The organism is Micromonospora sp. RTP1Z1, from assembly GCF_033804685.1.
GTDB lineage: Bacteria > Actinomycetota > Actinomycetes > Mycobacteriales > Micromonosporaceae > Micromonospora.
Genome location: NZ_JAPFQV010000129.1, coordinates 1 through 1,569, shown reverse-complemented (window position 1 = coordinate 1,569; position 1,569 = coordinate 1). Strand labels below are relative to the sequence as shown.

Annotated in this window: 1 protein-coding gene; it reads left to right on the top strand. The window is 61.7% G+C overall.

The window, feature by feature from the left end:
- Positions 1-312: 312 nt before the first annotated feature.
- Complete coding sequence (gene ltrA, locus SLP03_RS31340; protein ID WP_319464251.1) at positions 313-1,569, top strand: group II intron reverse transcriptase/maturase; 1,257 nt, start codon at positions 313-315, stop codon at positions 1,567-1,569.

Here is a 1,569-nt window from a genome sequence, read left to right as displayed (position 1 = left end):
ATGCAATCCCGGGATGAATCTGGCGGGTTCCCGATCTGCTGGCCAGGTGGTGTCCGGCATGGATGGCGACGTGAGCCTGGTCTGCTGCTCTCGTATGGAACAGGGGAAGGCGCGTTCGGATACTGCTGCCTCCGGGTGGCGACAGGGAGTGTCTCCAGCGGCGCAAACCGTGAGGGATTGAGTACCGTCGCCGAGCGTGCTGGCGGACCGGCTCGTAGTAGTGGTGAAGCCGCTGTAACGGTGGTGGAGCGAAGGGGCCGGGTCGTTCGTGGTCTGTTCGTCTGATCAACCGGCGTTCCCGGGAGGAGTCACGTGGATAGACAGAAGTCACTGGAGGGTAAGCCGTTTGAAATCTCCAAACAGGAAGTGTGGGAGGCTTACCGGCAGGTGAAGGCCAATAAGGGCGCAGCCGGAGTGGATGGAGTGACTATCGAGGAGTTCGAGTCGGATCTGAAGAACAACCTGTTCAAGATCTGGAATCGGATGTCGTCGGGGTCCTATTTTCCGCCTCCGGTGAAGGCGGTGGAGATACCGAAATCGCATGGCGGCGGCACCAGGGTTTTAGGGGTGCCAACTGTCGCGGACAGGATCGCCCAGACGGTGGTATCGCGCAGGCTGGAGGCGAAGGTCGAACCGATCTTCCATCCAGACTCCTACGGATACCGGCCGAGAAGGTCGGCGCTGGACGCGGTGGGAGCATGCCGGCAACGCTGCTGGGACTTCAACTGGGTCATCGACCTGGACGTCGAGAAGTTCTTCGACAGCGTCGATCATGCTCTCATGGTCAAGGCGGTGCAGGTTCACACCGATGTTCCGTGGGTGGTGCTGTATGTCAAGCGGTGGCTGGTCGCGCCGCTACAGCTACCTGACGGGACCTTGCAGCGGCGAGACCGGGGGACTCCGCAGGGTTCCGCGGTGTCGCCAGTGCTGGCGAACCTGTTCATGCACTACGCGTTCGACGCGTGGATGGCCCGGGAGCATCCGGGTGTCCCGTTCGAAAGGTATGCAGATGATGCGGTGGTGCATTGCGTGAACCGAGGCCAGGCCGAGCGCCTGGTCGAGGCGATCGCGGACAGGATGGGTCAGGTCGGGCTGCGGTTACATCCCGACAAGACCAAGATCGTGTACTGCAAGGACGCGAACCGGCGCGCAACATATGAGCACACCGCGTTCACGTTCCTTGGATACACGTTTCGCGCCAGGGGCGCGCGTAACGAACGTGAGAGCAAGACCTTCACGTCGTTCGCGCCCGCGATCAGCAAGGAAGCCCTGAAGAAGATCAGCGGGACAGTTCGCCGATGGCGACTGGACCGCAAAACCGGCCAGACCCTCGCCGACCTCGCACGGTGGATCAACCCGATCGTGCGCGGCTGGATGCAGTACTACGGGCGGTTCAACCGCTCCGCACTGTATCCGTTCCTGCAACGCATCAACGCCTACCTGATGCGGTTCCTGCGCCACAAGTTCAAGCGAGTTCGATCCTTCAAGAAGGCCAAGGCGGGCTGGCAGCGCATCATCGACCAGTACCCGAAAGCCTTCGCCCACTGGGCATGGGTCAACGCCTTCTAG